The organism is Aliivibrio kagoshimensis (genome assembly GCF_050337105.1).
Lineage (GTDB): Bacteria > Pseudomonadota > Gammaproteobacteria > Enterobacterales > Vibrionaceae > Aliivibrio_A > Aliivibrio_A kagoshimensis.
In genome coordinates, this window is sequence record NZ_JAKJSQ010000036.1 from 1 (window position 1) to 21,034 (window position 21,034).

General features: G+C 44.0%; 24 protein-coding genes and 1 pseudogene. 11 read left to right on the forward strand and 14 right to left on the reverse strand.

The genetic code is table 11. The features are described 5' to 3' along the window. Window positions 1-222 precede the first annotated feature (222 nt). Window positions 223-888, forward strand: a complete 666-nt coding sequence (locus L4C32_RS12485; RefSeq protein ID WP_428197209.1) for an SDR family NAD(P)-dependent oxidoreductase — start codon at window positions 223-225, stop codon at window positions 886-888. A 71-nt stretch (window positions 889-959) separates the two neighbouring features. Here L4C32_RS12485 and L4C32_RS12490 read toward each other — a convergent pair. The 5 genes and pseudogenes from L4C32_RS12490 to ohrR all read right to left on the reverse strand — a co-directional run bounded on the left by L4C32_RS12490 (window position 960) and on the right by ohrR (window position 4,994). Next, window positions 960-1,367, reverse strand: a pseudogene (locus L4C32_RS12490) (NUDIX hydrolase). Window positions 1,368-1,374: 7 nt separating this feature from the next. Next, window positions 1,375-2,133 (reverse strand): recombinase A, encoded by a 759-nt coding sequence (locus L4C32_RS12495; RefSeq protein ID WP_428197250.1) that lies wholly within the window; start codon window positions 2,131-2,133, stop codon window positions 1,375-1,377. A gap of 67 nt (window positions 2,134-2,200) precedes the next feature. Continuing rightward, entirely contained in the window at window positions 2,201-3,964 is a 1,764-nt protein-coding gene (locus L4C32_RS12500) for an ABC transporter ATP-binding protein/permease (protein WP_428197210.1), read from the reverse strand. Then, window positions 3,964-4,545, reverse strand: coding sequence for a DUF938 domain-containing protein (locus L4C32_RS12505; RefSeq protein ID WP_428197211.1), 582 nt, complete (start codon window positions 4,543-4,545; stop codon window positions 3,964-3,966). The genes L4C32_RS12500 and L4C32_RS12505 overlap by 1 nt, the downstream gene beginning before the upstream one ends. A 5-nt stretch (window positions 4,546-4,550) precedes the next feature. Beyond that, window positions 4,551-4,994 (reverse strand): transcriptional regulator OhrR, encoded by a 444-nt coding sequence (gene ohrR, locus L4C32_RS12510; RefSeq protein ID WP_428197212.1) that lies wholly within the window; start codon window positions 4,992-4,994, stop codon window positions 4,551-4,553. A gap of 173 nt (window positions 4,995-5,167) precedes the next feature. Here ohrR and ohr point away from each other — a divergent pair, with 173 nt between their 5' ends. Together ohr and L4C32_RS12520 are read left to right on the forward strand one after the other, a co-directional pair. Beyond that, entirely contained in the window at window positions 5,168-5,590 is a 423-nt protein-coding gene (gene ohr, locus L4C32_RS12515; RefSeq protein ID WP_428197213.1) for an organic hydroperoxide reductase Ohr, read from the forward strand. A 39-nt stretch (window positions 5,591-5,629) separates the two neighbouring features. Beyond that, on the forward strand, window positions 5,630-6,559 hold the full coding sequence (locus tag L4C32_RS12520; protein ID WP_428197214.1) for an NADP-dependent oxidoreductase: 930 nt from the start codon (window positions 5,630-5,632) through the stop codon (window positions 6,557-6,559). A gap of 16 nt (window positions 6,560-6,575) precedes the next feature. Here the strand turns inward: L4C32_RS12520 and L4C32_RS12525 are convergent, their stop codons facing one another. From L4C32_RS12525 to L4C32_RS12545, 5 genes are all read right to left on the reverse strand, one after another. After that, entirely contained in the window at window positions 6,576-8,072 is a 1,497-nt protein-coding gene (locus L4C32_RS12525; protein ID WP_428197215.1) for a diguanylate cyclase domain-containing protein, read from the reverse strand. A 96-nt stretch (window positions 8,073-8,168) separates the two neighbouring features. Further along, the gene (locus tag L4C32_RS12530) at window positions 8,169-8,666 is read right to left on the reverse strand and encodes an MgtC/SapB family protein (protein ID WP_428197216.1); all 498 of its coding nucleotides are present in this window, start codon (window positions 8,664-8,666) and stop codon (window positions 8,169-8,171) included. Window positions 8,667-8,718: 52 nt separating this feature from the next. Beyond that, a complete protein-coding gene (locus tag L4C32_RS12535) occupies window positions 8,719-9,780 on the reverse strand; it encodes a succinylglutamate desuccinylase/aspartoacylase family protein (RefSeq protein ID WP_428197217.1) in 1,062 nt (353 codons plus the stop codon). Further along, window positions 9,767-10,672, reverse strand: a complete 906-nt coding sequence (gene rimK / locus L4C32_RS12540) for a 30S ribosomal protein S6--L-glutamate ligase (RefSeq protein WP_428197218.1) — start codon at window positions 10,670-10,672, stop codon at window positions 9,767-9,769. The genes L4C32_RS12535 and rimK overlap by 14 nt, the downstream gene beginning before the upstream one ends. After that, complete coding sequence (locus L4C32_RS12545; protein ID WP_428197219.1) at window positions 10,672-11,112, reverse strand: ATP-dependent zinc protease family protein; 441 nt, start codon at window positions 11,110-11,112, stop codon at window positions 10,672-10,674. Before L4C32_RS12545 ends, rimK begins: the two co-directional genes overlap by 1 nt. Window positions 11,113-11,388: 276 nt before the next feature. Between L4C32_RS12545 and maoP the strand changes: the two genes are divergently transcribed. The 5 genes from maoP to L4C32_RS12570 all read left to right on the forward strand — a co-directional run bounded on the left by maoP (window position 11,389) and on the right by L4C32_RS12570 (window position 15,075). After that, entirely contained in the window at window positions 11,389-11,712 is a 324-nt protein-coding gene (gene maoP, locus L4C32_RS12550; protein ID WP_428197220.1) for a DUF413 domain-containing protein, read from the forward strand. Between the two features lie 117 nt (window positions 11,713-11,829). Further along, window positions 11,830-12,192 (forward strand): ArsR/SmtB family transcription factor, encoded by a 363-nt coding sequence (locus tag L4C32_RS12555; protein ID WP_428197221.1) that lies wholly within the window; start codon window positions 11,830-11,832, stop codon window positions 12,190-12,192. Continuing rightward, complete coding sequence (gene arsB, locus L4C32_RS12560; RefSeq protein WP_428197222.1) at window positions 12,192-13,202, forward strand: ACR3 family arsenite efflux transporter; 1,011 nt, start codon at window positions 12,192-12,194, stop codon at window positions 13,200-13,202. The genes L4C32_RS12555 and arsB overlap by 1 nt, the downstream gene beginning before the upstream one ends. A 74-nt stretch (window positions 13,203-13,276) precedes the next feature. Then, window positions 13,277-14,161 (forward strand): DMT family transporter, encoded by an 885-nt coding sequence (locus L4C32_RS12565; RefSeq protein ID WP_428197223.1) that lies wholly within the window; start codon window positions 13,277-13,279, stop codon window positions 14,159-14,161. Between the two features lie 11 nt (window positions 14,162-14,172). Next, window positions 14,173-15,075, forward strand: coding sequence for a LysR family transcriptional regulator (locus L4C32_RS12570; RefSeq protein WP_428197224.1), 903 nt, complete (start codon window positions 14,173-14,175; stop codon window positions 15,073-15,075). Window positions 15,076-15,081: 6 nt separating this feature from the next. Here L4C32_RS12570 and modC read toward each other — a convergent pair whose 3' ends face one another. The 3 genes from modC to modA are packed head-to-tail and all read right to left on the reverse strand — an operon-like array spanning window position 15,082 to window position 17,647. After that, window positions 15,082-16,173 carry a molybdenum ABC transporter ATP-binding protein ModC gene (gene modC / locus L4C32_RS12575; protein WP_428197225.1) on the reverse strand — a complete coding sequence of 364 codons (1,092 nt, stop codon included), beginning with the start codon at window positions 16,171-16,173 and terminating at the stop codon, window positions 15,082-15,084. Further along, the gene (modB, locus tag L4C32_RS12580; protein ID WP_428197226.1) at window positions 16,170-16,859 is read right to left on the reverse strand and encodes a molybdate ABC transporter permease subunit; all 690 of its coding nucleotides are present in this window, start codon (window positions 16,857-16,859) and stop codon (window positions 16,170-16,172) included. Before modB ends, modC begins: the two co-directional genes overlap by 4 nt. A 2-nt stretch (window positions 16,860-16,861) precedes the next feature. After that, window positions 16,862-17,647 (reverse strand): molybdate ABC transporter substrate-binding protein, encoded by a 786-nt coding sequence (gene modA, locus L4C32_RS12585; protein WP_428197227.1) that lies wholly within the window; start codon window positions 17,645-17,647, stop codon window positions 16,862-16,864. 208 nt (window positions 17,648-17,855) lie between these two features. Here modA and L4C32_RS12590 point away from each other — a divergent pair, with 208 nt between their 5' ends. The 3 genes from L4C32_RS12590 to L4C32_RS12600 all read left to right on the forward strand — a co-directional run bounded on the left by L4C32_RS12590 (window position 17,856) and on the right by L4C32_RS12600 (window position 20,023). Continuing rightward, window positions 17,856-18,641, forward strand: a complete 786-nt coding sequence (locus tag L4C32_RS12590; protein ID WP_428197228.1) for a TOBE domain-containing protein — start codon at window positions 17,856-17,858, stop codon at window positions 18,639-18,641. A gap of 75 nt (window positions 18,642-18,716) precedes the next feature. Further along, window positions 18,717-19,619 (forward strand): CDF family Co(II)/Ni(II) efflux transporter DmeF, encoded by a 903-nt coding sequence (gene dmeF, locus L4C32_RS12595; protein ID WP_428197229.1) that lies wholly within the window; start codon window positions 18,717-18,719, stop codon window positions 19,617-19,619. After that, window positions 19,607-20,023: a MarR family winged helix-turn-helix transcriptional regulator gene (locus L4C32_RS12600; RefSeq protein WP_428197230.1), complete on the forward strand. Its 417-nt coding sequence runs from the start codon at window positions 19,607-19,609 to the stop codon at window positions 20,021-20,023. The genes dmeF and L4C32_RS12600 overlap by 13 nt, the downstream gene beginning before the upstream one ends. Before the next feature lie 25 nt (window positions 20,024-20,048). On the opposite strand, the gene L4C32_RS12605 is transcribed toward L4C32_RS12600, so the two are convergent. Then, window positions 20,049-20,933: an EamA family transporter gene (locus L4C32_RS12605; protein ID WP_428197231.1), complete on the reverse strand. Its 885-nt coding sequence runs from the start codon at window positions 20,931-20,933 to the stop codon at window positions 20,049-20,051. Between the last annotated feature and the right edge of the window lie 101 nt (window positions 20,934-21,034).

Consider the following 21,034-nt stretch of genomic DNA (forward strand, 5'->3'; position numbering starts at 1 on the left):
CATTTACCGATTGGTAAAAATATTTATGAATAACAGAGATACTAACTTCTGCGGCAATCAGATATTGCTCTATCCAAGGTAGTGTTGTCTTTTAAGATTGTCCAATTGCATATGGTAAAAATTGGAGGGGATTTTATTCTTTGTTCAAGTTGTTATTTGAATTATGAAAATGATGAATAAACAGGCTACATTAGGGGCACTATAAATTGCCTGAGAATTTTTATGATCATGATTACTGGAGCGAGCAGTGGGTTAGGTGCAGCGTTGGCGGGTTTGTATAGTGACGATGGTGCGTTATTGACTCTGACCGGACGTAATCAACAACGTCTAGAGCAAATAAGTGCTCCATTGAATGATAAAGTCGTTACCTGCAGTGCTGACTTATGTGATCCACGAAGCGTATCTGAGTTATTCGATTCGTTAACGGAAGCACCAAGCACTGTGATCCATTGTGCCGGCAGTGGCTACTTTGGCAGTATTGAAGAACAAGTCCCCATTGCGATTAAGCAGCTCCTCGATAATAACGTGACCTCAACGATCTTTTTTTTACGAGAATTGGTTCGGAGATATCGCAACCAAAAAGTGGATGTCGTTGTAGTCATGTCAACGGCTGCAAAAGCAGGGAAATCTGGGGAGTCAACCTATTGCGCTGCAAAATGGGTGGTACGTGGATTTGTTGAGTCATTGCGTTTAGAGCTAAAGGATTGCCCGATGAAGATAATCTCCGTCTATCCCGGTGGAATGGCGACCCGTTTTTGGGAAACCAGTGGCAAAGATCTTAATACCTCAACCTTCATGACTGCATTGGAAGCTGCAGGTATGCTAAAACAAGCGTTGGTGAGTACAAAACGTGGATATATATCCGATATCACGATTAACCGAGGCTAATTGTATTCGGACTGATACATGACGAGGGCGATAACCCATTTCGCCTTCCCGCTATAGGGTCAATAGTCCTATTAGCATAGAGTGTTTCGTAGTTTTACACCCACTCTGCGGAATTCAGATAAAGCTAAATGATCCGCTTCAATACCGACTGGAGCGGATGACAATGGATGCCATTGAACCTCTTCGGCTTCTTGTGCTGAGATCTCTCCCTCCCAGCCATCCACAATGTAATAATGAATTAACTGTAACTCACTCGTTGGGTGATAAAGTGAGCAAAGATGCTTGTATGACGTTGCAGTGACCGTTAACTCCTCACTCACTTCACGTCATAATGCCTGAACCTGATTTTCACCCTCTTCAATGTGCCCGCCAGGAATGTTCGTTACCCCTGCATCTGTTTTTTTATTTTTACAGCGCTTTTCAAGTAAGACATTGCCGTTATCAATCAACATAAAAGAGACGCACTCATTCACCTTCATCATGTATCTACTCCTCTTCACTCATGGCGTATTTAATCTCTTCTGATGAAAACCCTTTACGACTTAACATCGCATAGGCTTTGCTGCGCTCTTTATGGGTGTTGAGATCGTAGGACTTCTTCTGCAGCTGTTCTAAGCAGTTGGTATAGAAATCGATCGCTTCGGCGTTAATTAGCCGCTCTACTAAGTCATCAAGATCGGTGGTGTCGATTTTACGTTGACGCAACTCTTGGCGAATAACGGTAAGCCCTTTGCCTTTACGTACATATTTCATCACCTCTTTCTCTAAATCGGCTTTTTCCGCTTTGATCTCTAGATTGGTTTGCAGCTGATGGAAGCAAGCGTGTTGTTTTATCGCGTCATTGACCTGAGAGTAGCTAAACCCTCTTTTTTGCAGGGCAGAGGTGAGTTTCTCTTTACTCATGTCGAAGGCTTGATAGTGCTGATTAATTCGATCGTTCAAGATGGTCTGCTCATCGATCTGCCGATCTGCTTTTACTTGGGTAATGACTTCACGGATCTGTGTTTCTTTGAGCCCTTTTTTTTTGAGTTTTTCGAGAATGTAGCCAGAGCCATATTCGCTGGAAAACGACCGTTCTGCGAATTTTTCAGCAAATTCATTATCCGATTTGAGATAGCCAAAACCACGCAGTTTCTCTAGGGTGCCGGCTATCCACTCTTCATTATCTGTTTTAACTCGAAGCTTCTTGAGCAATTCACTCTCTGTGAGATCTCGTTGGCCTAAGTGCCACATGGCGGAGTTCATTACGCTCTCAATACGCGTGGCTTTTTTTACTCGATTTTGTTCATTGTCCACAATAGACCTCGACGGTTTATGGCTGTTTGAATTGCAGCTCAACCAAACGTTGATACAGCTCGCAACTTTTCAGTAGTGATTGATGATCGCCCACATCAACTAAATGACCTTTATCCAATACGGCTATTCGGTCTGCATGTTGAATGGTTGAAAGGCGATGCGCAATAATTAAGGTTGTTCTGCCTTTCATCAACGCTTGCAGGGCTTGCTGGACATGATGCTCACTCTCACTGTCTAACGCGCTGGTAGCCTCATCAAGAAGCAGTATGTTGGGATCCTTTAAGATGGCTCTAGCGATGGCAATACGCTGGCGTTGACCTCCTGAGAGCCTGACTCCTTTATCACCAAGGAAGCTTTGATAGCCTTGTGGTAGTGACATGATGAACTCATGCGCATGAGCTTTTTTAGCCGCTTCTATCGCCTGCTCATTAGTGGCTGTTGGGTTACCGTAACGAATATTGTGAAAGACGTCATGACTAAATAGAGCAGGTTGTTGTGGCACCAATGCCATCTGTCTACGCAGATCGTTGGGATCAAATTGACGAATATCGACGCCACCAAGAGTAACCGATCCTGATTGGGGGTCATAAAAACGTTGTAGCAGTTCAAATAGAGTGGTTTTTCCTGCACCGGACGGGCCAACCAGCGCCAGAACTTTTCCCTCTTCTGCTTTTAATACTAGATGGTCAGTGGCCGCTTGATCTGGCCTAGAAGGGTAGTGGAAAGTGACATCCTCAAACGCCACTTCTGCGGAAAGAGTGTCAGCTGAGGTGACGTGCTGGCTAGGAGCAAGGATATGGCTCTCAACCTGCAATATCTCAATCAACCTTTCTGTTGCGCCTGCTGCGCGTTGCAGTTCGCCAAGTACTTCGGAAATGGTTGCTAAGGATGAGGCCACCATGATGGCGTAGAAGACAAAGGCACCTAAGTCTCCTGCCGACATCGTGCCATTAATAACATCGGTTCCACCAACCCATAGCATGCCGGAGATAGCACTAAATACAATCACGATAACGCCTGAGATTAAAATGGCACGTTGCTTAACGCGTTGACGACCAATCTCAAAGGCTTTTTCTACTTCAATTGAGAACGAGGCGCTCTCTTGGGTTTCGTGGCTATAACTTTGAACCGTTTTAATGTGCTCTATCGCTTCACCAGCGTAGCTTCCCACATCAGACATAGAGTCTTGGCTCTGACGGGATAGCGCCCTAACACGTCGGCCATACACTAATATCGGAACTAGGATGAAAGGGACCGATGCTAAGACGATTAAAGCCAGTTTGATATTAGTAGCAAACAACATGATGATGGCACCGACACACATTAACGCGCTGCGAATGGCCATTGAGAATGATGAGCCAATAATACTCTGTAGTAAGGTGGTGTCGGTAGTGATCCGAGACATGATGTCACCACTGCCATTGGTTTCAAAGTAGCTAGGGTGTAGAGTAATCACGTGATTGAATACCGCAAGTCGAATGTCAGCACTGACCCTCTCACCCACAGAAGAGACCAAATAGAAACGGAAAAAGGTGCCGATAGAGATAAACACAGTGATGGTAAGGATGATTTGAATCGCAGTACCAAGATCTTGTATTGACTGTTGGGCAAACCCTTCATCAATCAAAATACGTACACCGTGGCCGATGGATAAGGTTAGTGCGGCGGTAAAAACCAGTGCGATAAGTGCAGCGGCGACTCGTCCCTTGTAGGGTTGAACAAATCTGACTAGCTCAAACAGAATGCCCAGGTTCTTTCCCTTTTCCTTTGGTTTCGACATTACTTCTCCCACACCAATAGAAAGTTATTAGCGGGCATTGGTATGGTTGCAATGAGATCCAACCCCTCCGCCCAAATGATTAATTGTTCAATATCTTGAATGCCGCCAAATCCTCTCTGTTTTAAGGTTTGGTCAAAGGCTTGGTTACTCTCTGAGGTGAAGTTACCCTCGACATTCATCGGACCATATTGACAAAATATCGCCCCTTTAGGCAGATTGTTGGCGACCATCTCCATCATGGTTTTTGCTTCATGTGGCTGCATTATGTGGGTGGTGTTTGCGGTAAATACCGCGTCGATATCTGGGTTTGGCCATCCATCGATTCCAACGGTGAATTCAATCGGTTTGATGATGTTTTCGGAATCTGAATGGGCAATCCATGCATGGATACTGGGGTGGCTTTCTGGTCTATCACTGGTGTGCCAGTTTAAGTGAGGGAGCTGAGAAGCAAAAAAATAGGCATGCTGACCAGTGCCAGAACCAATTTCTAACACACGCTTGCTGTCTTTGAAGTAGTGAGACAACTGTTCGACGATGGGCTGTTTGTTTCTGTCACAAGATGGACTCGATAGCTTTGCCATAAGGTTTACTCCGTGAGGTTTGCCAGTAACTGTTCACACTCTTTTTTGAGTTGGATAAGCTCTTCAATGTTCATCTTAGACATGCACATCATCTCGCTTGGGATATTTTTCGCTTTTTCGCGTAACTGAATGCCGAGTTCGGTGACAGAAATAACACGAATTCTTTCATCTTCCTGACTTCGAGTTCGATTGACAAAGCCTTTTGCCTCTAAGCGCTTTAACAGTGGGGTAAGCGTGCCTGAGTCTAGATGCATCTCTTGACCTAACTGTTTGACGTTTATTGATTGCTTCTCCCAAAGGACCATCATAACAATGTACTGTAGATAAGTGAGGTCTAAGGCTTTTAATAGCGGTTGATAGGCACGTCCCATTGCATTGGAAGCGCTATAAAGCGCAAAACAGACCTGATTATCCAAGCTGAGATAATTCTCTTTTTCTTGCTCGTTCATGTTGATTGCCTAAATAAATAATAATTAATTGTGCACAATATACTTGCGCACCGCGTTTATTTCAATTACTATTCTTCAAACTAGGTTGTGCGCAATTGAATTTCGCGCAATTAACATTGAACATTAATGTGCGAATAACGCACTAATACTCAACCGATGAAGGATTAATACTCATGACGACACTTTACACAACATCAGCAACAGCAGTTGCAGGGCGTAACGGACAAGTTTCTACCGATGATAATAAACTCTCTGTCGCGTTAAGCTATCCAAAAGAGATGGGTGGAACAGGGGAAGCAACAAACCCTGAGCAACTATTTGCAGCGGGTTATTCAGCGTGTTTCTCCAACGCAATTTTGCACGTTGCCCGTGAAATGAAAGTGGCCATTCAATCAGCACCAACCACTGCAACAGTAGGTATAGGTCCAAATGATAACGGTGGTTTTGCGTTATCAGTGAGTCTCTCTGTAGAGTTAGACCTAGATCAAGAGCAAGCGGTTCAGCTAGTGAATACTGCCCATCAGGTATGCCCATACTCAAATGCAGTACGTGGAAACATTGATGTAAAACTAACGGTTAATGGCGAAGCGCTATAATCGATATTTGATACAAAGAAATCACAAGAGGAACTCCCTATGCGCGCTGTCCGAATTCACCAATATGGTGGCACCGAAACTCTACAATTAGACAATATAGAAAAGCCGATCATCAACGATGATGATATTTTGATACAGGTAAAATCTGCAGCCATAAATCCTGTGGACTGGAAAATTCGTGAAGGTTATTTACAAACGTTTATTCCTTATGACTTACCTGTGACTCTGGGTTGGGACGTGGCTGGCATCGTCACTGAAGTGGGTTCCAAGGTTACTGAGTTTAAGGTGGGCGATGAAGTATTCAGCCGCCCTGCGATCAATCGTGACGGTAGCTATGCTGACTTTATTGCGGTGAAAGCAGATGAAGCGGTATTGAAATCATCAAAACTTGATTTCTCTGAAGCTGCCGCTCTACCACTAGCGGGTATTACTGCATGGCAATGCTTGGTTGATGTCGCAAAAGTAGAAGCGGGACAGCGAGTGCTTATTCATGCAGGTGCTGGTGGTGTTGGGCATTTAGCGATTCAAATCGCGAAAGCAAAAGGAGCAACGGTTATTGCGACGGCATCAGCAGCAAACCAAGCATTATTGAAAGAGTTCGGTGCAGATCAAGCTGTCGATTATGCAAAGGCTCCATTGAACGAACAAATTGAACCCGTTGATGTTGTGGTCGATACATTAGGTGGCGAGATACAAAAGCTCTCTTGGGAATTGTTGAAACAAGGCGGTATGCTGGTATCGATTGTTGAGCAACCTGATGAAGCATTAGCCGCAGCTCACCAAGCGCGAGGCGCATTTGTGTTTATTGAACCAAGTAGTCGAATCTTGAAAGAGCTGAATGCACTCGTCGCATCCGAACAACTGAAGCCTTTGATTGAACATCATTTCACACTAGAAACGATCGTTGATGCTCATTTGCAGAGTCAGTCGGGTCGAACTCGCGGGAAAATCGTTCTCGATATTAACTAATGTCAATGTGAGTACTCTAAGGTGTTTGGGGTACTCTACATAACAATTGATCATGCTCAACTGTATGTTGTGATACTCGTTCACTAAGCATAGTCACGAACTCTGTCGTTAAATAGCTATCTGATTTTGTATCAATATCTGAAAACAACGTGAGTATCTTATGGTGATCTTGAATATGTTCGGCTGTCATATTTAATTCTAATTCACTGCTCAGTTTCTCTTCAGAGTTAAAGTGCCGTTTTAAACCCCGTTTTAGACTCCTGATATTCTCTGGCGTGATTGTCTTACTGTTTAATAATGAGTGAATTAAGCCGTCAAGCTCTTCATGTTCTTGGTCAATATCGCTAACACCGATTTTTGCTGTTAGGTAGCCGGACTTAGCTAAGTCGTCAGAAAAAGTAATGCTGCCTTTCTTTATCGCTTTAGACTGATACATGGCGTTGTCAGCCTCCGTCAGTATCAATACTTCATTTTGGCTACCGGGAGTGATGATATGAATCCCTATGCTACTTGTTACCTGAATGGTGTACTCTCCAAAACGAATGGGCGTTTTTATCACTTTTTGCATTCGTTGTGCTATCTTCTTAGCTTGCCTCCTCGCTTCTGATTGAACGTCTCCTATGTCGGTAAGTAACAGAGCGAATTCGTCTCCCCCCAACCTCGCTAAGATTTGATTGCTTGGTACTGATTTTTTTAAGCGAATCCCAAGCTCAATAAGAACTCGATCACCTATGTTATGACCATATTTATCGTTGATTGGTTTAAATCCATCGAGGTCAAAAAAGATAAGTGCACCGTAATTGGGTGAACTGGCCAAAAAATTACTGAGCTCAACATCAAACAGGCGGCGATTATTCAAGCCAGTCAAGAGATCCGTATTAGACTCTTTCACCACTCTTTTTTGAGCTTCTTCTGTGTAACTTAATAGAGCAAAAACACCGATAGTGGTGCAAAAGGCAGGCCAGATAATTTGTGAATATAAACTAGATTGGGCGAACCATTCTGGGGAGGTTTCTAATAATATTGAACGACCAATAACAACAAGAGCCATGGCGATGTACGCGTATCCCACCGCAATATCTGACGGGTTCCGCTCCACTTTTAATTTTAAAAACATGTATCCAATGGCAAAAAATGCGATAGGAAGAAAAGCCGCACTTACATGAAAATAATGTGTCAAATCATCTTGTTGTAAGGTATAAATCTGCGTGAAACATTGAAGGGTGAATAACCCTATGGGTAACTGCCAAGGTATGTTTACTGCACAACGTTTAGCACCAAACATGACCATGCCCCATACAAAAGTTGAAGCCGTTAAGGCTCCAATAATCTCAAGAGTTTTATTGACTTCAAATACGTATACGAACCAACTGATAAAGTAGGCAAAAAAGGAGATCATAAAGAACTGTATGGAATTAGAACTTCCTTCATGCTCCTTAACTCTGGTGCCTGCAAGAGCGAATACCAAATTAATCAAGGCAACACTAAAATAGTAGGCTTGCTCTACACTCATTATCAGTGAACTCCGTGTCTTCTGCTTTGTTATATATTTGGGCAGATTAAGATAGCACACGTGAATCTGAGGCAACAGTTTTCTGATCGGACCTGTCTAGTGTGTTGATGTTTTCCGCTTAAGAAACTTGTGGTGAACACCTCTTGTAAGCGCTTTAAAACTATTCTCCACCCTATCTACGCCAAGTAGAACGCTGATGGTGAGCAGAGTAATGATCACTGACTGGTGTAAGTAACCCAAACCAATCATTAAGCCGACTGCCGCGAGCATCCAGATAATGGCCGCTGAAGTCACGCCATGGATTTTACCATCCAATGTCATCATAACCCCTGCGCCTAGAAATCCAATGCCAGTAATGATTTGACCAAGGACTCTGGCATGATCCAGTGGATTACTTGATAGAGAGGCTGCCAGAGACATGAACAGATAGGTACCTGATATGATCAGTATCGATGTTCGTATGCCCACTGGTTTACCGCGCACTTGTCGCTCGACACCGATTATTGTGCCGTTAAAGGCACAACAAAAAAGAGCGGCCCAACTGAATGGGCCGAGATCGAGAAGCGATAGGAGAAGTAACTTAACTTCTTGCATCGATGTACCTATTTAGGTGAATCGGGTTTTTCACTGTCACTGTTCCGTTCTATTAATTAAGGTTTATTTGCCCAGTAGTCAGTGGATCCACATCAAGATCACCCACCTCTTCAATGTAGTTTTCTACTGCTTGTTCTACTTCGTTATCATCTTGCTGAAAATAAGCAAGGTGGAACACGGCATCACCTTCATTGACCAATGGTAGCGTCTGCTGGCCAATAACAATTCCGCCTTTATGTGTGCGTAGCTCTATTTCACTGTGACCCAGTGGTGAGCTGATGTAAGCCAGCACTTGCCGCTTCTCAACTTTTTCGCCTAAGGTGACAATGGTGCGTAGAATGCCATCACTTTCAGCACGTAACCAGCTAGTGGATTTGGCAATGATAGGGGGCGCGGTTCTCTTTCTGCTTGCCCGTAACATGCCAATGGCCTGCATCACTCGTTTTACTCCCAGGAATCCGGCGCTAATGGCAATGGGTTCAAAGCGCAACGCCTCTCCTGCTTCATAGGTTAGCACTGGGATACCTTGTTTTTCTGCTTCACTGCGCAGTGAACCGTCACGCAGTGGTGAATCGATAATCACTGGCGTAGCAAAGGCTTGAGCAATCCTGAGCGTCTCTTCATTGCTTAAATTCGCTCGTATTTGTGGCAAATTGGTACGGTGTATTGCACCAGTATGCAGATCCAAAATGTAATCACACTTCTTTGCAATCAAATCAAAAAAGGTAAAAGCCATTCTTGATGCCAATGACCCTTTTTCACTGCCTGGAAAACAGCGGTTAAGATCACGTCTATCGGGTAAATAGCGAGATTTATGGATAAAACCAAATACATTAACAATAGGCACCGCGATAACGGTACCTTTTAGCTTTGACGGATCAATGGTGTTGATAAGTTGTCTTACGATCTCAACGCCATTAAGTTCATCACCGTGTATAGCAGCATTGACCATCAATGTTGGACCAGCGAACTGGCCGTTGATGATCTCCACCGGAATAGAGAGCGGTGAGTGGGTGTAAAGTTTTGCTACTTCTACCTCAACCACTTTTCTCTCGCCAGGGGCAATGTGATTATTCAATATTTCAAATGAATGATTTCTTTTAGCCTTTGCCACGTGTTTTCGTTCCTTTCTGCCCAGCATTTTTCTCAATAAATTCGACAATGAGTCCAGCAATATCTTTGCCTGTTGCTGCTTCGATGCCTTCTAGACCTGGTGATGAGTTCACTTCCATCACTAATGGGCCTCTTTCAGAACGTAGCAAATCAACACCTGCAATGTTTAACCCCATGATTTTAGCGGCTGCCACTGCTGTTTTACGCTCTTCTGGTGTGATCTTAACTAAAGATGCACTGCCGCCACGGTGAAGGTTTGAGCGGAATTCGCCCTCTGCTCCTTGACGTTTCATTGCCGCGATAACTTTATCGCCAATCACGAAACATCGGATGTCAGCACCGCCAGCCTCTTTGATGTACTCTTGCACCATGATGTTGGCTTTTAACCCCATGAAGGCTTCAACCACACTCTCTGCTGCTTTGTGTGTTTCTGCGAGAACAACACCAATACCTTGTGTGCCCTCAAGCAGTTTGATGACCACAGGCGGACCGCCAACCATACCCAATAAATCTTTAACATCATCCGGCTTGCTAGCAAAACCTGTAATAGGCATACCGATGCCTTTACGTGACAATAGTTGCATGGAACGTAATTTGTCACGAGAGCGTGATATGGCCACTGATTCATTGACCGGGAATACATTCATCATCTCAAATTGACGAAGTACTGCAGTGCCATAAAAAGTCACCGACGCGCCAATTCTAGGGATGATCGCATCAAATCCAGTCAGCTCTTCGCCTTTATAATGAACTTCTGGTTTGTCAGAGTTAATATTCATATAACAGCGTAGCGTATCAATAACGTTAACTTCATGTCCGCGACTTTGTGCCGCTTCAATCAGACGACGAGTAGAATAAAGTGACGCGTTACGTGAAAGAATACCAATTTTCATTATTTGCACTCCTTGAAAGCGATGGTGTAAGACAAAGATGAATCAACTAACAAATGCTCTTGCATCGCAGTGCGACCCAACAACATCCTAAATTTCATATTTTCGCGGTTAGTTAAGGTAAATTCAGCGGACCAAGTGCGGTCTCCAAGCTGAACATCTGCTTCGATAACATAGCGTTGCTCTTCGTGACCACCAGAGTCTCTAACACTGCGTTGATCGATGATTTTAGCTTCGCAAACTACCACTGTGTCCAAGTCGTTTTGTATTGGATGAATCCAGAATCGCGCCCATTGATTTCCACACTTTTCAAAGCGTTCGACTTTGAAGGCGTGTAGGCAAGAGGTCCGTGCTCCTGTGTCAATTTTTGCGTTGATCTGATGGATTCCTAGGCTTGGAAGAGCAAGAGTTTCTCGCCAACCGATAACAATTTTTTCTTTCATTTCACTCATTAATAATTAAAAGAGACTATTAACGACTGCATGGGGGATACAGTCGTCACCAATACCACAACGACATGGATTATTACTTGAAGGGTACGCTTGAGAGTGGCACCGGAGCTTCAAGAAGCGAGAATCTATCAAGTTTTTTTCACGCTGACTAACAAATCATTTTTATCCTTTCGACAAAAAAAATTTGTTTCTATTTTTACTCACTTGAGACTATTTTTCGCGATAGAGGATTGCTCAATTGTGGGCGTTATTTAAAAAGAGAACGACATGTCTGAAATAGAATTTCGCCATGGTCAAACACGATTTTTTGATGACCAAAGGTACGCCAGAGGTTTTGCTAAATCAGGGGATTTTACCTTGGTTGAGGAGGAGCTTTTGATACGGTATGGAGACACCATGTTGTCGTTAGAGAATGGTGAATTACTGCCTGAGAACAGCGAAGAGAAACACTTTGTGAAGGTGGTAAATAACCCAACTAAAGCCAAAACTCAATTAGAGCGCTTATGGATTAAGTATGTGCAATTATCACGTGGCTACCGTCGCTCTATGCCACTGAATAGCCATTTTGAGATAGAAAGACCGACGATGTAACGTTGGCTCCACAACAGGGAGTTGGTCTTAATATTAAGCCTCGTTCTTGTCGAGGCTTAATTTTCGTTGATTAATTCAATAATTCTTGTATTATCGAATCATAATATAGGGGTGAGTATGAATAACGAACAAGCAACTACCATTTTTGACTCTCTCTCTTCAGGTATTCGGTTAGAAGCTTGGAGATTGCTGGTCAAAGCGGGACGTGAAGGCAAAGTCGCCGGAGAGATGGCGCGTGAGATGGATATCGCACCCAATTCAATATCATTTCATTTAAAAGCGATGTTACACGCAGGAATGGTGTCGGTAGAGCAAGAGGGGCGATATCAACGTTATCGTGCCAATTTGAGTGTAATGCTGGAGCTGATCACCTACATGACAGAGGCGTGTTGTGTTGATGATCCGAAGAGTGCGTGTGCGCCAATTGATTTATCAACATTTTGTCCATCCTGTGACGACATGAATAAAAGGCAGAAGTAATGGGTATTTTTGAGCGATTTTTAAGTGTTTGGGTCGGTTTTGGTATGCTGGCGGGGATTGGTCTCGGCCTGCTTTTTCCTGAGCTGTTCTCTTTTCTTGGTAACCTTCAATATGCCCAGATTAATATGGTGATTGCGGTGTTAATCTGGCTAATGATCTTCCCGATGATGATGCAGGTGGATTTCACCTCAGTACGTAATATTCATAAACGACCAAAAGGGATCATCATCACCTTGGTAGTGAATTGGTTAATCAAACCCTTTAGCATGGCGTTGCTTGCGATGCTGTTTATTCGTTATCTGTTTGGTCCGTGGATCTCTCCAGAGTTAGGTGATCAATATATTGCAGGGATGATTTTATTAGGTGTTGCGCCTTGTACTGCCATGGTGTTTGTATGGAGTCAATTAACCAAAGGAGATGCCAATTATACGGTGGCGCAGGTCGCGATTAACGATCTGATTATGGTGGTTGCTTTTGCTCCGATCACCGCTTTTTTACTGGGCGTTACTGATGTGATGGTGCCTTGGGATACCTTATTATTATCGGTATCGCTATTTGTGGTGATCCCTTTGGTGGCAGGCACACTGACTCGTTATTTCATCCATAACCAGCAGAAGCTTGATGTTATTAGTGCTAGGTTAAAACCGATGTCCATTTTTGGTCTAGTGGGTACTGTGATTTTGTTGTTTGGTTTTCAAGCACAGACTATCGTAGATAACCCGGTTGATATTGTGTTTATTGCGATTCCGCTGTTGATTCAAACCTACCTGATTTTCTTCGTTGCTTACGTATGGATGAAGCGTTGGAAACAGCCACACAACGTCGCGGCTCCTGGTGCGATGATAGGAGCATCAAACTTTTTTGAATTGGCGGTCGCAGTGGCCATTAGCTTGTTTGGTATTCACTCAGGAGCGGCGTTAGCGACAGTGGTTGGCGTACTGGTTGAAGTGCCGGTAATGCTCTCCCTTGTTGCGTATGCGAACCGGACTCGTGAGACGTTTTCGAGTTAAAAATTGATGGTTTGATGCGTAAAAGCAGGATTGCTGATACAGTGGAAGGACCCACTGGTTAACGTGTCGAGCTCATGTCAAAAAATCTTCTCTCCTCCTGGCTTTACCCTATGTTTGCCATTATTGCGGCGATCAGCATGGGGGCAGTGGGAACCATTGCTAAATATGCCCAAGTGGGTTCCGAGACCATCACCTTCTATCGTCTTTTTTTTGGCGTACTATTTCTAGTACTCTATTTATTGAAGGTGAACAAAATTGCGTTGCTGTTTAAAAAACCGAGCCTCTCATTATTGATTAACGGGGGATTTCTTGCCGCATTCATGGTTTTTTATATTCAAGCAATGCTCTATATGAATATGATGATGGCGATCATGACCATCTATTTAGCACCTGTCGTGGCGGCACTTTTCGCTCATTTTTTCATGAATGAGAAACTCAATTCGTCGCAGTTTATGGCTATTATCTGCGCGTTTCTTGGGTTCACCATGGTGATGGAGTTTAACGTATCGCTATCGGGAACTGAGTTTAAAGGTCTGCTTTTTGGTTTGGCAGCATTGAGCTGTTACAGCGCTTTTATTTTGGTAAACCGCACCATTCATGACTCCATTCATGATTTTACGCGTAGCAGTTATCAGTTGGCGGTCGGTGCTCTGTGCGTGCTACCTCTCGCTTGGAATGAGATGTTTACCATTAATGCTGAGCAGTTTGGTTGGATGTTGCTAGCGGGGTTAATCCCAGGGTTCTTAGGTATTGTATTGTCGATCATTGCGTTGCGAAAACTGCCCGCAGCGACCTTTGGCACCTTAGCTTACGTTGAGCCAGTTTCCGTGATTGCACTGGGTTGGGTACTGTTTAATGAGTCTCTCTCTCCACTGCAAATGGCGGGGTGTTTGGTGATTGTTATGGCTGGATTGGTTCAAGCGAAAATTACCGTGAACCGTCAACTTGCCGTAGTATAAGAGAGCGGAAGATGAGCGTAAACCCTATTTGGCTACACACCTTTAGAACCTTGATTGACGTGGGGCACTTTACTCAGACGGCGGATAAATTGTATATGACTCAGCCAGGGGTAAGCCAACACATTAAAAAGCTTGAACAGCATTGTGGACATATGTTGATTAAGCGATTTAACAAAAGTTTTGAATTGACCGAACAGGGGCGTTTGGTCTATCAGTATGCGCTACAAGTCGCCAAGGATGAAGAGGCGTTATTAGCGAGTTTGAATTTTGATAACCCTCATGCAGGAGAGTGTCAGGTTGCCTGTTCAGGCTCACTTGCGTTGTTGCTCTACCCAAAGTTACTCACCCTACAACAACAATACCCTGAACTGTCGATTCACCTTGAAGCGGCACCGAACCAGAAAATACTCAATGACATTGAACGGGGAAGTATGGATTTTGGTGTAGTGACTTACGCACCCAATAGCAGTCAGTTTCACACTAAGATTATCGGTAGTGAGCCTCTGTGCCTGATTTTACCGAAACGCTATGAAGGTCAAACAATTGACATTGAAAAACTTAAAGCGTGTGGGGTGATCATGCATCCGGATGCGCTGCACTATCTCGCGCTCTATTTTGAGCAGAGCGGCAGTCAGGCGTTTTCACTATTGCGAGCAGAAGATCTGCCCACCGTGGGTTATGTTAACCAGCTGAGCCAGATACTTTTACCAATATCTCAAGGCATTGGATTTACGGTTCTGCCCCAAAGTGCCATTGCCGGATTCGCACACCCTGATCAGCTGTATCTGCATCAACCACAACGACAGGTAATTGAGACCTTATATGCGGTCAGTAAACGTAATCGCACGTTACCAACACGTTACCAAACTCTGCTTCCATTGTTGGAGCACTCTTTGGCTAACAAAGTCAATTAACAAAGCTTAATGGGATTGAGCAATGTCAATTTGGCCCATTGATACCCCTTTTATCTGCGCATAAACCGATTTACCTGCCACAAGACTCAAGTCGTCACAGGCCCAAGGCGTAACATTGGCCCATAATTCATCGTTACCAAGGGCTAATTTTAACTGTATCTGCTCACCACTTTCGCTATGATGAACTTCTCTAATCACCCCTTTTAACACATTTCGAATACTCGACCCTTTTGGTCGTTCGGTACAAATAGAGACATGATTGGCCTCAATTCGAACTTTAATCGGTTTATTATCTTTCGATTTTGGAAGCTCTCCGTTAATCCAAAGGTGATTGCCATCATCCATGATAAGCTGGGTCATTGAGTAGATCGGGTGTTTACCCGCCACCGATGCATAGAGTAATGAACTGAGCTCTTGTGCCGGTAACCAAGGGCGCATCTGCTCACTATTCCAGACATCGGTCAGTGTGCCTTGGGCAACCGCTTCACCTTGATTGAGGACGATCATGTAGTCCGCCAGTTGTAAAATCTCATCAAGGCTGTGGCTCACATACACGATAGGAACACTGAGCTCGCGAGCTAAGGTTTGCAAATAGGGAATGAGTTCCCGTTTGCGAGGAAGATCCAATGACGCTAAGGGTTCATCCATTAACAACAGATCTGGAGAAGTAAGCAGAGCGCGTCCAATGGCGACTCGCTGCTTCTCCCCCCCCGATAAGCTGATTGGAAAGCGATCTAATAGAGGCTCAATATCTAACAGTGTCACAATTTTGTTGAAATGATCTGGGTCGGATCGACGCACTCCATAATTGAGATTACCCCTCACTTTGTAATGTGGGAACAGGCGCGCCTCTTGAAAGACGTAGCCGATACGGCGCTTCTCTGGAGGGAGGTTAATGCTTCCTTTTTTGAACAGTATTTTATCTCCCAATTGAATCAATCCGCTGTCAGGATCCGTGAGCCCGCCAAGAATATTCACTAGCGAGGTTTTTCCTGCACCTGAACGACCAAATACGGCAGTGACCCCATTAAGTGGCAGTGTGGCGTTAACGTTAAGATTGAGATGACCTAACCGCTTGGCAATGTTAATGGTGATCATGCGTTGGCCGTCCTTTGTTGGGCTTTTTTGGTCAGCCATTGAGAGGCAATGAGAGACATCATGGCGATCACGATAGAGATAATGCACAGTCGCATTGCTGCAAATTCGGCGCCGGGGGTTTCAATGAATGAATACATGGCTAATGGAATGGTACGTGTTTCTCCAGGAATGTTGGAAACAAAGGTGATGGTGGAGCCAAATTCACCTAAACTGCGAGCAAAAGCGATGATCATGCCTGAAACAATACCGGGTGCGGTGAGGGGCAATGTGATGGTGAAGAATACTCGCCAGCAGCTACTGCCTAAGGTTCTTGCTGCCTCTTCTAAACGCACATCAACCGCTTCTAATGATTGACGAATCGCTCTCACCATCAAAGGGAATGAGACCACTGCCGCCGCCAAAGCCGCACCGCGCCAGCTGAAACTAAAGCTAAGCCCAAACCACTGATACAACCATTGGCCAATGAATCCTTGTCGGCCCATGCTGACGAGCAGCAAGTAACCGACCACAACGGGTGGCAATACCAGTGGTAAGTGAATCAGGCTATCGACGATAGACTTCCCCGGAAACTCGACTCGTGCCAGTAACCATGCGCAAAAAATACCAAACGGCAGGCTACACAGCACAGCAATGGAAGAGACTTTAAGACTTAATACTAAAGCGGCAATCTCGTAATCGGTTAGCATGGTTATTTTGCTCCAAAACCATAGTGCTCAAAGACACTTTTTGCTGGTGCACTAAGCAAATATTGATAGAAATCTTGAGTGGCCTTATTGGGCGTTTTACTCACCATTGCCAATGGGTATTCAATGAGTTTGTGGCTGCTAGCAGGGAAGACACCGACGACTTTTACGTTGGGGGCAACGCGAGCATCTGTCGCATAAACAACCCCTAATGAGGCTTCGGCACGTTCAACCAATACCAATGCGCCACGTGCGTTGTTAGCACGGGCAAGTAGGGGATCTGCCGTTTTCCATAGGTGCAGTGTTTGTAAGGCCTGTTTAGCATAAAAGCCAACAGGAACATGATCCGGGTCGCCTACTGCAAGTCGGCTGTCCCCTACTGTTGACAAAATGTCCCACGCGCCATTGATATCAATCGTATTGATATCACTCTTTTTAGGGGCAATTAACACCAGGCTATTTTTTAATAATGTAATGCGACTGCGTCCATTAACGGCACTTTTTTGCTCAACAAAATCCATCCACTTCTGATTGGCAGAGAGATAGAGGTCAGCTGGGGCCCCTTGGCCAATTTGGCGAGCTAAGGCTGACGAGGAAGCAAACGAAAAGAGAACCTTTACATCTTGGTTTTGCTGTTCATAGCGTTGACCAATTTCATTTAACGCATTGGTCAGTGATGAAGCGGCAAATACTGTCACTTTTTCCGCCGCCAAACTGGGAAGGGAGGCTAAACAACTCATAAGAAAAACAGCGACTCGACGTCGGCTAATCGCTTGAAGGGAGAAGATCATGATTACTGCCTGTTAATTATTCTGATTCGATATATACCAAAGTATATATCGAATATTCAAGTGCATCATCTCCAATTGTTGAACTCAGGGGTGTTTTATATTCAAAATAGGCTTAACTGCATGATAAAGAACACAGATTGAGGTTGGTATTTTTTGTGCGGAAGGGGATAATAAAAAGACATAACCCCCATGATATTTTGGATGAAAAATGGATTTAAACGCCTTACTTACCCTGTCACAAGGAAAAAAACAGTTTGCTAATCCAAGGCGAATTGCTTTGCTTGAACAGATCGCGGTAACGGGGTCGATCAGTCAAGGGGCTAAGCTAGCAGGTATCAGTTATAAAGCGGCGTGGGATGCGGTAAATGACATGAATAATGCGTTGTCTCTTCCTGTTGTTCAGAGTGAAAAAGGGGGCAAAGGAGGCGGCGGCGCGACATTAACGGAGTTTGGTGAGCGTCTTTTAAAGGTCTACTCCATAACCGCACAAGTTCAAGAGATGGCGTTAGAAGCACTGCTTGATGATTCGATCGCCATGAACAGCCTGTTGGATGTTATGGCGCATTTCTCTCTAACAACCAGCGCTAGAAATCAGTTAACGGGACAGATCAGTGCCATTGAGTCTCACGGACTTAATGATCACATCACGGTGGTGTTAGCGAGCGGTCAAAAGGTAGAGACGTTAGTGACTCATGCCAGCGCTCAAAAGCTGCAACTGGCACTCAATAACTCCATTTTACTGCTGTTTAAAGCCCCTGTAGTGAGCATTACTCATTCGCCGCCAACCGGAGAAGTGCACAATTGTCTAAACGGTGAGCTGCTCACCATGAAAGAGTTGGGTGAGAACGTTGAGTTAGTATTGGATATCGGCGGTAATGATAAAGTACATTCGGTCATGGCCATTACACAACTGACTACAATACCATTGGAGTTAGGACAGACTTATTATGGTTGCTTCGAGTTTAATCAAGTGATCATTGCCAGCATGAGGTGAAGGTAACCTTGACAAACCTTGATCATCAAATTAAATTACTATCAAGTATTTTGATTATCAAACAAGTTGGCTAGATTGAAATTTTCTACTGAACACCATCACAACTATTCAGATCATCATCACAGTGGCGAAAAACGCACTTTTTACGTTCTTTTACTGACAATTACCGCGATGATTGCAGAGATTGTATCGGGGACAATTTTTGGTTCAATGGCATTATTAGCCGATGGTTGGCATATGGGTACTCATGCCGCGGCCTTTTGTATCGCGTTGTTCTCATATCGTTATGCAAGAAAACATGCTGATAACGATAGATTTTCTTTTGGAACAGGTAAAGTCAGTGTATTAGGTGGTTACACCAGTGCGATTGCACTTGGCATTGTCGCTCTGGCAATGATCGTCGAATCCGTTCACCGACTGTTTAACCCTCAAGCTATTCAGTTTAATGAGGCGATTCTTGTTGCTGTTATTGGGCTTATCGTAAATGTAGTGAGCATGTTTTTACTTCGAGATAATCATCATCACGGACATGACCATGATCACCACCATCACGATCATAATCTAAAGGCGGCTTATTTGCATGTGCTGGCAGATACACTCACGTCGTTGTTGGCTATTATTGCGCTTATTTTCGGGAAATATTATGGCTGGAATTGGTTAGATGCGTTAATGGGAATTGTGGGTGCCATTGTTATTTCAAAATGGACAATAGGTTTGATCAAACAGACCAGCCCCATTTTGCTGGATGAAAATATTGATGAAGCGTATCGTCAATCAATTAAAGATGAACTTGCCCCTTTTGCGAGCGTGAAGGATATGCATATGTGGAAAGTGAGTGGCAATCACTACTCTGCGGCGATTACTATTGAGTCAAATAGTGATAAATCGGTGGCTGAATACAAACAATTATTGGCAAAATTTGATAATATTTACCACCTGACCCTCGAAGTTCATGAACTAAATCTATGCGAAACTTAGAAAAGCTCAATCAAACACTGACAGAATTTTACGACAAAATGTCCTCTTGGGAGCAATCTGTTGTTAAAGAGACCGGTTACTCGTTGGCTCAAATACACACCATAGAAGTGCTGGGTATACATGGTGATTTACGAATGAAAGAGCTGGCAACAAAGCTCGGTATCACCACCGGAACATTAACTGTTCAGATTGAAAAATTGGTCAATGCCCATTTAATAGTGCGCTGTGCTCATCCAACCGACAGGCGCGCTATTGTGGTTACATTGACCGAGGAAGGCAAAGTGATCCACCGATTACACAATCAACTCCACCTTGACTTAGTCAATGACCTACTTCGACATGTTGATGCTGACCAAGCGAAGGTGTTGTTAGAGTGTCTTGAAAAAATGAACCAAGAGTTCTAAGGTTGTCAAACAGAGCAATTCAACTTTAGTCAGCCTGTTTTCTTAAGAGTAGGCCGTTTTTTGGCACCCAGATAATCATCAATATCCCCAATAAAAATAGGCCACATGAGTAGATTTGTGCGGTTGATAACGTTTCGTTGTAAACCCAATAACCACTGAGTAATCCAAAAATGGGAACCAACAAGCTAAGTGGTGCAACGGTGCTAAAAGGGTATTTCAATAACATGCGGTTCCATACCCAGTAACCGAATAGGGTTGTCGGGTAGGCTTGAAACATAACTGCGAGTGTAATGTCCCAGTTCCAGACTTCATAGGCCTGATGTAACACCTCGGTGCCGTGTAGAGCGACCGCCAGTAAAACTAAAGGGATAGGTGCAAATAGCATTCCCCAGATGTTAAACGCAAACGCCTGTTTGACCTTAGACGCTTTGACAATCATCCCGATGGTTGTCCATGACACAGCAGCAATCATAATTAACACTAATCCGAACACCGTGACGTTGCCATTGGTGGTGAGAATAGAAATAACTAAGCCAAATAGCGCAGCCCCGCAACCCACTATTTTGGTTGTACTTAATCTATCTTTGTAAATGACAATACCAACCACAATGCCGAACAATACATTCGTTTGTAATAACACAGATGACATGCCGGAAGTAACGCCAGCGGTGACTGACCAAGAGGCCATTCCCCAAACTCCCACCCCAAAGATAACGCCATAACCGATCAAGTAACGCCACGCGACATCGGGTTTGCGAATAAAAAATATTAACGGTATTACCGCTAAGGTAAAACGAGCTGCTGTCATGATCAGCGGATTTATCTCACTGGCGCCGAGTTTAATCATGACAAAATTGAACCCCCAAATCAGCATGACTAATGCGGTGATTGCAAAATCCTTTCTATTCATGGTGACTTCCTTATCGTGCGTTTTATCGTATTAGTGTGAGGACAGTGTCGCTTGAGATGGAAAAGCAATACAGATACAATTATTAAAATAAAAAACAGTAC